The sequence below is a fragment of the Aquisalimonas asiatica genome, from assembly GCF_900110585.1.
Lineage (GTDB): Bacteria > Pseudomonadota > Gammaproteobacteria > Nitrococcales > Aquisalimonadaceae > Aquisalimonas > Aquisalimonas asiatica.
In genome coordinates this window covers 91,705-100,630 of the sequence record NZ_FOEG01000011.1, presented here as the reverse complement: position 1 = coordinate 100,630, position 8,926 = coordinate 91,705, and the positions used below count along the sequence as shown (strand labels likewise).

At 68.6% G+C, this 8,926-nt stretch carries 9 protein-coding genes; 6 read left to right on the top strand and 3 right to left on the bottom strand.

The window, feature by feature from the left end; genetic code table 11:
• A partial coding sequence (locus BMZ02_RS19055) for a hypothetical protein (RefSeq protein WP_216110898.1) occupies positions 1-308 on the bottom strand: 308 nt, incomplete at its 3' end.
• Positions 309-356: 48 nt separating this feature from the next.
• On the opposite strand from BMZ02_RS19055, the gene BMZ02_RS19050 reads away from it, so the two are divergent.
• The 4 genes from BMZ02_RS19050 to purD all read left to right on the top strand — a co-directional run bounded on the left by BMZ02_RS19050 (position 357) and on the right by purD (position 4,369).
• Entirely contained in the window at positions 357-971 is a 615-nt protein-coding gene (locus BMZ02_RS19050; protein ID WP_171909969.1) for a DUF3426 domain-containing protein, read from the top strand.
• Between the two features lie 118 nt (positions 972-1,089).
• Positions 1,090-1,380, top strand: coding sequence for a DNA-binding transcriptional regulator Fis (fis, locus tag BMZ02_RS16765; protein WP_171909968.1), 291 nt, complete (start codon positions 1,090-1,092; stop codon positions 1,378-1,380).
• 69 nt (positions 1,381-1,449) lie between these two features.
• A complete protein-coding gene (gene purH, locus BMZ02_RS16760; protein WP_091645960.1) occupies positions 1,450-3,027 on the top strand; it encodes a bifunctional phosphoribosylaminoimidazolecarboxamide formyltransferase/IMP cyclohydrolase in 1,578 nt (525 codons plus the stop codon).
• Positions 3,028-3,079: 52 nt separating this feature from the next.
• Positions 3,080-4,369 (top strand): phosphoribosylamine--glycine ligase, encoded by a 1,290-nt coding sequence (purD, locus tag BMZ02_RS16755; protein WP_091645959.1) that lies wholly within the window; start codon positions 3,080-3,082, stop codon positions 4,367-4,369.
• On the opposite strand, the gene BMZ02_RS16750 is transcribed toward purD, so the two are convergent.
• On the bottom strand, positions 4,366-5,220 hold the full coding sequence (locus tag BMZ02_RS16750) for an HDOD domain-containing protein (protein WP_091645957.1): 855 nt from the start codon (positions 5,218-5,220) through the stop codon (positions 4,366-4,368). The two genes, purD and BMZ02_RS16750, sit on opposite strands and share 4 nt — an antisense overlap.
• Positions 5,221-5,284: 64 nt before the next feature.
• Positions 5,285-7,330 carry a thioredoxin domain-containing protein gene (locus tag BMZ02_RS16745; RefSeq protein ID WP_091645956.1) on the bottom strand — a complete coding sequence of 682 codons (2,046 nt, stop codon included), beginning with the start codon at positions 7,328-7,330 and terminating at the stop codon, positions 5,285-5,287.
• Between the two features lie 92 nt (positions 7,331-7,422).
• On the opposite strand from BMZ02_RS16745, the gene ampD reads away from it, so the two are divergent.
• The gene (ampD, locus tag BMZ02_RS16740) at positions 7,423-8,016 is read left to right on the top strand and encodes a 1,6-anhydro-N-acetylmuramyl-L-alanine amidase AmpD (RefSeq protein WP_091645954.1); all 594 of its coding nucleotides are present in this window, start codon (positions 7,423-7,425) and stop codon (positions 8,014-8,016) included.
• Between the two features lie 24 nt (positions 8,017-8,040).
• A complete protein-coding gene (ampE, locus tag BMZ02_RS16735) occupies positions 8,041-8,916 on the top strand; it encodes a regulatory signaling modulator protein AmpE (protein ID WP_091645951.1) in 876 nt (291 codons plus the stop codon).
• Positions 8,917-8,926 lie beyond the last annotated feature (10 nt).

The window sequence follows — 8,926 nt, the reverse complement described above, 5'->3', positions numbered from 1 at the left end:
TGGTGCAGTGCGGGTATTGCCTGCAGACCTTCGATGCCCGCCGCCGCCTTGCCATGGACCTCCCCGACAGGCTCGCTGATGCCATGCCCGAGCCCGAGCCCGAGCCCGAGCCCGAACCGGAACCGGAACCGGAACCGGAACCGGAACCGGAACCGGAACCGGAACCGGAACCGGAACCGGAACCGGAACCGGAACCGGAACCGGAACCCGAGCCGGAACCCGAGCCGGAACCCGAGCCGGAACCCGAGCCGGAACCCGAGCCGGAACCCGAGCCGGAACCCGAGCCGGAACCCGAGCCGGTTTCGCAACGGCCCGTTTTCCGGCCCCGTCGTCAGATCGACTGGGTGTCCGGGCCCGTGGCGGTTGTCCCCGGCCGTGACGGGCGCTCCTCCCTTCAGCTGGATCCGCACGCGGCCGCACGCCTGGCCGATGACTGGCAGGAACTCGCCCGTCTCGAGCTCGAAGCCGCCGCGGACGATGCCTCGCGCCGCCGGCGCTCCCGGGGGCTGTGGCTGGCCGGCATCGCCCTGCTTGGCCTCGTGCTCGGCCTGCAGGCGGCCTACGTGCAGCGTGACACGCTGGCGGCCGACCCCCGCTGGCGACCCGCCGTGGAGGCCCTGTGCACCGTCGCCCGGTGTGAGTTGCCGCTGCCCCGGGACCGGGACAGCCTGCGTCTCGTTCGCGGGCAGGTCAGCGACCATCCCGAGCGTGATGGTGCCCTGGTGGTCACCGCGTCGCTGGTCAATGAAGCGGATTTCCGGCAGCCCTTTCCTTTGCTCCAGCTATCCTTGTTGAATGATAATCAGGATGTCGCCGGGGAGCGGTGGTTCCACCCGAGCGACTATCTCGGCGATGCGGAGTACGCCGACCGGTGGCAGGAGGGGATGCCACCGGACATCCCGGTCCGTGTCAGGCTGGTCCTGGAAGACCCGGGCAGCGGCGCACGGCAGTACTTGTTCCAACTCCGCTGACTCCCGCCCCGTGGGCCATCCGGCATTTCTCGGTTGGGGGGTTTGGGGTATCATGCTGTCCCTCTTGTCACCGGGCGCGCCCGGCTGGTCGCGGCACAGAATCCAGGATAAGGACGCAATGAGCGAGCAGGTCAGTCGATTGCAGCAGACCGACACCCACGCCGAGGAGGACGCCGGAGTCGGTCCGATACGGGCCTGCGTGGATACGGCAGTGCGCGACTACCTGCGCCAGCTGGACGGTCACGACTGCACGGACATCCATGCCCTGGTGCTTGCGGAGGTGGAGCCACCCCTGCTGCGCGCCGTGCTCGATCACTGTCAGGGCAACCAGACGCGCGCTGCCAGGCTGCTGGGTGTCAATCGCGGTACCCTGCGCAAGAAGCTGCTCCAGTACGACATCCAGACCTGAGCCCATGCGGCCCGATTCGTTATACTAGCGCCCCGCTTTCACCCCAAATCCGCGAGGTTACCGCGCATCATGACTGATTCCAGTCTCCGCCCCGTTCGCCGTGCACTGATCAGCGTCTCCGACAAGACCGGTATCATCGCGTTCGCCCGGGCCCTCGCAGAGCGGGGCGTGGAGCTGGTCTCCACCGGGGGCACGGCGCGTGCACTGCGTGAAGACGGCCTGGATGTGCAGGACGTCTCCGACGTGACCGGCTTTCCGGAGATCATGGCCGGGCGCGTGAAGACGCTGCACCCGAGCGTGCACGGGGGGCTGCTCGGGCGGCGCGGCACCGACGAACCGGTCATGGACGAGCACGGTATCGCGCCCATCGACCTGCTGGTGGTCAACCTGTATCCATTCGAGGCGGCCGTGGCGCAACCGGACTGTACATTTGCCGATGCGGTGGAGAACATCGACATCGGTGGACCGGCCATGGTGCGGGCGGCGGCGAAGAACCACGACGGCGTCGCCGTGGTGACCGATCCGGCCGACTACGACCGGGTGCTGAACATGCTTCGGGAGCAGGAAGCCCTGGACTTCGGGCTGCGTTTCGACCTGGCGGTGAAGGCCTTCGAACATACCGCCGGCTACGACGGCGCCATTGCCTCTTACCTGGGGCGCCTCAACGAGCGCCTTGAGCCGGAGGGTCACTCGCGTACCCTCAATCTGCAGTTCCACCGGGTGCAGGCAATGCGCTACGGCGAGAACCCCCATCAGTCGGCGGCGTTCTACCGTGAGCGCGCCCCCGTGGAACCCTGCGTGGCCACTGCACGACAGCTCCAGGGCAAGGCGCTGTCGTTCAATAACGTGGCGGATACCGACGCGGCGCTGGAGTGCGTCAAGCGGTTCTCCGAGCCCGCCTGCGTCATCGTCAAGCACGCCAACCCCTGCGGCGTGGCGACGTCCGGTGACCTGCGCACCGCCTACGAGCGGGCCTTTGCCTGCGACCCGACCTCGGCGTTTGGCGGCATCATCGCATTCAACCGGCCGCTGGATACGGATACGGCCCGCCTGATCGTCGAGCGCCAGTTCGTGGAGGTGATCATTGCACCGGAGGTGGCCGACGGTGTTGCCGACGTGGTCGCCGCGCGCAAGAACGTGCGCCTGCTGGTCTGTGGCCAGTGGCTGGCGGAGCGGCACGGGCAGCAGGACTACAAGCGGGTAACCGGTGGTCTGCTGGTCCAGGACAGTGACATCGCGGTGGTGCCGGATGCGGATCTCGAGGTGGTCTCGCAGGTGCAGCCGGATGGCGCCACGCTGGCGGACCTGCGTTTCGTCTGGGAGGTGGCGCGGTTCGTGAAGTCGAACGCCATCGTCTACGGCCGGGACGGTCAGACTGTGGGCATCGGCGCCGGCCAGATGTCGCGGGTCTGGAGTGCCCGCCTGGCGCGGGACAAGGCGCTGGACGCGGGGCTGGAGGTGCAGGGTGCGGTCATGGCCTCCGACGCGTTCTTTCCGTTCCGTGACGGAATCGATCAGGCCGCGGAAGCCGGTATCCGGGCGGTGATCCAGCCTGGCGGTTCCGTGCGTGACGACGAAGTGATCGCCGCTGCGGACGAGCACGGCATTGCCATGGTCTTCACCGGCATGCGCCACTTCCGGCACTGACCGGCAGGGGCCACTGACAGCGAACCCACACAACGCGGAGCGCATTGACACCATGAACGTACTCATCATTGGCGGCGGCGGTCGTGAGCACGCCCTGGCGTGGGCGGCGGCGCGGTCCGATCGTGTCGAGCGCGTCTACGTGGCGCCGGGCAATGCGGGCACGGCGCTGGAGCCGAAGTGCACCAACGTGCAGGTGGGCGCGGGCGACGTGCCGGCGCTGGTATCGCTGGCGCGCGACTACGACATCGGCCTGACCATCGTCGGTCCGGAGGCCCCGCTGGTGATGGGTGTCGTGGACGCATTCCGCGATGCCGGTCTGCGCTGCTTCGGCCCCACCGCCGACGCGGCGCAGCTGGAAGGGTCGAAGGCGTTCAGCAAGGCGTTCCTGGACCGGCACGGTATTCCCACGGCCGGTTTCGCCACCTTCACCGACAGCACCGAGGCCTACCATTACATCACCGAGCGCGGTGCGCCGCTGGTGGTGAAGGCGGACGGCCTGGCCGCGGGCAAGGGGGTGGTCGTGGCGCAGACCGTGGATGAAGCGCTGGCGGCGGCCAACGACATGCTGGAGGCCAATGCCTTCGGGGATGCGGGTGCCCGTGTGGTGGTGGAGGACTTCCTGGAAGGCGAGGAAGCGAGCTTCATTGTCATGGTGGACGGCGAACACATCCTGCCGCTGGCCACATCCCAGGACCACAAGGCGCGCGACGATGGCGACACCGGCCCCAATACCGGTGGTATGGGGGCCTATTCGCCGGCGCCCGTGGTGACCGCCAGCGTCCATGACCGGGTCATGCGGCAGGTCATCGAGCCCACCGTGCGCGGCATGGCGGCGGAGGGGATGCCCTACACCGGTTTTCTCTACGCGGGGCTGATGGTCTCGCCCGACGGCGAGCCGCGGGTACTGGAGTTCAACTGCCGGCTCGGTGATCCTGAAGCGCAGCCGCTGCTGCTGCGGCTGGAATCGGACCTGACCGACCTGTGCGATGCGGCCATCGACGGGCGGCTGAATCAGGTAACACCTGAGTGGTCGCCGCAGGTGGGGCTGGGCGTGGTGCTCGCGGCAGGCGGCTATCCCGGGAGCTACCGCAAGGGCGATATCATCGGCGGTCTGCCGGAGCAGGACACGCCGGGCGCGAAGGTGTTCCACGCCGGCACGTCCCGCGACGACCTCGGCAACGTGGTCACCAGCGGCGGGCGTGTGCTGTGCGCCTGCGCCCTGGGTGACACCACCGCCGATGCCCAGGCCCGCGCCTACGCGCTGGCCGATACCATCCACTGGGACGGCGTCTACTGCCGCCGCGATATCGGTCACCGTGCCATCGGTCGCGATGGTGGTTAGTAGGGTTCCGTGAACAGCAGCTCGTAGAGTTCCACCGTTTCCGTGTCCACGGTCAGCCGCAGGCGCTGGATGGTTTCCGGGTCCTGCGGGATCAGGGGGCGCACGTCCGGATGGATGGGCGGCTCACGGTCCACCGGCTGAAAGCCGTAGCCCGGTTCCACCTTCCGGGTCAGGGCATCGGCCGCATGGACCAGGGCCGTGGTGTCCGGGTGGAGGGTGGCCTGCTCCGGGTTGTGGTGACAGGCGGCAGCTTCCTGGAACAGCTCCGGCAGGTACCACCGGCGTAACAGCGCCTGCCCCACTTCGCCGTGATCGCAGCCCAGGTGGCGTTGCTCCAGCTCTGGCAGAGGGCGGTCGCTGGTGGCGAACTCGCGCAACAGCGCTGCAGCCTCGTTCGGCATGACGTGATAGATCACCAGCTTGCCAAGGTCGTGGAACAGACCGGCGAGAAACAGTTGCTCCGCATCCCGCTGGCCGTTTTCCCTGCCCAGGGCCCGTGCCATCAGGCCGCAGTAGATCGCGTGCTCCCAGAAGCGCTCCATGCTGACCAGCTGGGTGCCAATGCCCCGGAACGCGCGGGTCACCGACATGCCGAGCATGAGGTCGCGCAGCCCGCGCGTGCCGATGATGGTGATCGCCATGGGGATGGTATCCACCCGCGTCGGAAAGCCGTAGAAGGCGCTGTTGACCACGCCGAGGACGCGACTGGCCATGGCCGGGTCGCCACGCAGTGTATCGGCAATGGCGGTGACCGTGGCGTAGGGGTCGGCAATCAGGGTCTCGACCCGGTAATAGGCGTCGGGCAGTGAGTCCAGGCTCCGTAGCCTGGAGATCATGGTGTCCGGCGTCATGGGGGCGTCCTCGCGTCGGGTGGCGACCGTAGCCTGCCAGTATAGATCGGCGGGGTGCGGTCGATCAGTTGTTCACCGCCTGCTGGCGCGGTGCGTGCAGCCAGGCTCGCAGGTCATGCACGGACCCGGGCGCCGCCCGGCAGACCGTTCCCTCGCACACCGTCGCCCGCACCGGCGCCCCGGGCTCATGGGCCGGCAGGAACACCAGCCTGCCCGGGGCGTAGTAGCGTTCCACGTCACGCTGCCATGTAGTCGCATCCGCGGCGTCGCCGGACAGTGTGACCACGCGCGGGGGTTGCAGGACCCGGTCCATTGCGCCCAGTAGCGTGGCGTGTGCATGCGGCGCCCTGGCCATCGCCGGGGCGGCACTGCGCACGGCGCGTTCGCCCGCGGCAAGATACCGCGGCTCGCCACGCAGGGTGCCGAACTCCATCAGGGCGCGGGCTGCCACGCCATTGCCCGACGGCAGGGCGTCATCGGTCAACGGCCGGCTGCGTGTGATGAGCGCTTCATGGTCGTGCGCGGTGAAGAGGAAGCCGCCATGCTCCGTGTCCTCGAAGCCGGCCAGCAGCCGCTCGGCCAGTGTATCGCCGAAGCCGGCGGTGGCATCGTCCCAGCGGCACTGCAGCAGTTCCAGGACGGCATCCAGGAGAAAGGCGTGGTCGTCCAGGTAGGCGGGGAGTTCCGCGGTGCCGCGCCGCCAGCTGGCCAGGAGGCGGCCGTCCCGCCAGAGCGATTGACGCACGAAGTCCATCGCCTGTTCTGCGGCGTCGATGAAGTCCGGCCGCTCAAGCAGGCGGCCGGCCCGAGCGAGCCCGCGAATGGCCAGCGCGTTCCAGCTGGTCAGGATCTTCTCGTCACGCATGGGCCACACGCGGCGGCTGCGTTCCTGGTAGAGCAGGGCGCGCGCGGCATCGAGCTGCTCCCGGATCTGCTCCGTTGGCCGGTGGAAGCGCTTGGCCAGCTCGGAGAGGGAGGCCTGCACGTGCAGGTGCCAGCGCCCCTCGAAATTGGGCGGATCGTCGAGGCCGAACCGCGCCGCGAACAGCGGGTAGTCCGCGTCGGCGAGCAGCGCCTGTACTGCCTTCGGCGTCCACAGGTAGAAGCGACCCTCTTCGCCCTCGGAGTCCGCATCCAGGGCGGAGTAGAAGCCTCCTTCCGGGGCCTGCATCTCGCCCAGCATCCACTGCGCCGTCTCCTCGGCGATCCGGCTGAACAGGTGGTCCCCGGTTGCCTGCCAGGCATCGGTATAGAGAGCGAGCAGCAGGCCGTTGTCGCTGAGCATCTTCTCGAAGTGGGGGATCATCCAGTAATCGTCCACCGCGTAGCGGGCGAAGCCGCCGCCGATCTGGTCATTGATGCCGCCCAGCGCCATGCGGCGCAGGGTGGTGCACGCCATGTGCAGCGAGTCGCGGCGGCGCTCCGGCGCCGCGGCATAATCCCGCAGCAGCCGGTCGATGAGGGGCGCCTGGGGGAATTTCGGCGCCTTGCCGAACCCGCCGTGGGTCGTGTCGAATTCCCGTGTCAGCGCGTCCCGGGCCTGATCCGGAAGCGACGGGTCCAGCGGGGTATCGGCATCGCCGGGCGCAGCATTGATGGTCGTGAATGCCGCCACCACCTCGGCACTCTGCTCCTCCAGCGCGTCGCGGCGATCACGGTACAGGGCGGCGACCCGTTCCAGCAGCTCCGTAAAACCGGGCATGCCGTGCCGGGGCTCGCGGGGGAAATAGGTGCCGGCGAAGAACGGAACACGGCCGTCGGGGGTGAGAAAGACCGTCAGCGGCCAGCCGCCCGGACGCCGCGTCAGCAGCTGATGGGCGATCTGATGGATGCGGTCCAGGTCCGGGCGCTGCTCCCGGTCCACCTTGATGTTGACGAACAGCCGGTTCATCACGGCCGCGGTGTCGGGGTCCTCGAAGGACTCGTGCGCCATCACGTGGCACCAGTGACAGGCCGCGTAACCGATGGACAACAGGATCGGGCGGTCTTCGCGCCGAGCCAGCTCCAGGGCTTCGTCACACCACGGGTACCAGGCCACCGGGTTGGTGGCGTGCTGTTGCAGGTACGGGCTGGTGGCGCCCTCAAGCCGGTTGCGTTGCGTGGTCTCCATGGAGTCTCCGGCAGTATGGGGGTGGCTGCATCAAGGCTGCCAGGGGAATGATACCATCGCGGGCAGAAGCACCCGACCCCTGGAGGCTGTGGATGGCGTTGCATGATCCGGTGGTGAACCCGGAAACGGGGCTGGTCACGGGGGCCGTGCAGGCCTGGTCGCCCAATCACAACGCGCGGCCCGCCGGCGTAACCCCGGATCTGCTCGTGATCCACGGAATCAGTCTGCCTCCCGGCGAGTTCGGCGGTGACGGGGTTCATCAGCTCTTTACCAATGCGCTGGATCCCGCCGCGCATCCGTACTACGCCGGGATCGCCGATCTGCGAGTCAGTGCCCATTTGTTTCTGCGGCGTGATGGCACCCTGTACCAGTACGTCCCGCTCCACCGCCGCGCCTGGCACGCGGGACGGTCGAGCTGGTGTGGCCGTGACGAATGCAACGACTACTCCGTCGGCATCGAGGTCGAGGGCTGTGATGACGTGCCATACGACGACGCCCAGTACGCCGTGCTCGGGCCGTTGTGTGGCGCCATCCTGCGTGCCTGCCCGGCGATGACCCGGGAGCGGATCGTGGGGCACAGCGACATCGCCCCGGGGCGCAAGACGGACCCGGGGGCGGCATTCGACTGGCGCCGGCTCGCGCGGGAGATCGATCGTGTCGCCGGAGAGCGGGGGCAACCGACATGACACAACGATAAGGGATCACAGGCTATGCACCTGATCGCCATCATTGTCGCGCTGTGGCTGCATGGGCGTGTTGACGGCCATCTGCCCTGGCGGGACGAACAACGCCAACTGCGTGCGCTCGGGGGCATGCAGGAGCGGATCGAGGAGTGGCGCGTCTGGGACGGCGCCGTCGGGCTCGCCATCGTGGTGCTGCCGCCGGTGCTGATCGTTGGTGCGGTCCAGCTGTGGCTGGGCGGTGCGCTTCTTGGTCTGGTGGAGCTCGTGCTGGGGTTGGGGTTGCTCCTCTGGGCCTTTGGCGAGGGGCGTATCGACGCCGCGTTGAAACGGATGGCGCGGGCGCTGGCGGCGGGGCAGCATGAAGACGCGGCCAGGGAGGCGGGGCAGCTCGCGCCCGGAACGGTGGTGGCCGACGATCCCACGCCGCAGACGCGCAACGCCCTGGCTGGCGCCTTTCAGCGCGCCGGAGACACCGTGTTCGCGCCGATCTTCTGGTTTCTGGTGCTGGGGCCGGTGGGGGTTGTACTGTTCCGCGTCAGTTATCTTGCCTGGCGGTATTGTGCCCGGTCGGCGAACCCGGGGCCGCGCTTCCGCCGCAGTGCCGAGGGGCTGTTCCTGTTGCTGGCGTGGCTGCCTTCGCGGCTGACCGCCCTGTCCCTGGGGCTGGCGGGTAGCCTGGGAGACGCCTGGCGGGGCTGGCAACTGGCCCGTTCCGGCGACGGTGACGGCCACCGCGCCGCACTGCAGGGGGCCGGGTTCGGCGCGTTGCGGTTTCCCGAGCGCGAGCCGGCGCTGGACGATCCGGCTTACTGGCTTCGTGAAGGGCGAAGCCTGCTGTTCCGCACGCTGGTCATCTGGCTGGCGGTGGTTGCCCTGCTCAGCCTGGCAGGCTGGGTTGGCTGAGGGGGCGGGC